The sequence below is a fragment of the Streptomyces sp. NRRL WC-3549 genome (assembly GCF_000721935.1).
In the GTDB taxonomy this organism is placed as follows: Bacteria; Actinomycetota; Actinomycetes; order Streptomycetales; family Streptomycetaceae; genus Streptomyces.
Map to the genome: position 1 here is coordinate 1 of NZ_JOCS01001859.1, position 283 is coordinate 283.

1 protein-coding gene is annotated in these 283 nt (G+C 73.1%); it reads right to left on the bottom strand.

Features of this window, described 5'->3' with window-relative positions; all coding sequences use genetic code 11:
* Positions 1-283 (bottom strand): PAS domain-containing protein (locus IH13_RS36390; protein WP_037840609.1); only part of this gene is annotated, 283 nt, incomplete at both ends.

The following is a 283-nucleotide window of genomic DNA, read 5'->3' on the forward strand; positions in this document are numbered from 1 at the left end:
GTTCTTCAGCACGTCCGTCACGTCCTTGACGGTGCGCGCGTGGGCCAGCGTCGCCGTGGTGCTCTGCACCAGGCTGGTACGGCGGCGCCGCTCCTCGTCGACCGTCCGGCGGGTGTCGGAGTCGGCCAGTTCCTGGGTGGCGTCGCGGACGATGCCGATGATCCGCCGCGGGCGGCCCTCCCCGTCCCGGCGGACGAAGCCCTGGGTGTGGGTCCAGCGCAGCGTCCCGTCGCGCCGCCTCCTGCGGAAGTAGGCGCCGTAGTTCTCGCGGCCGCTCTTGAGC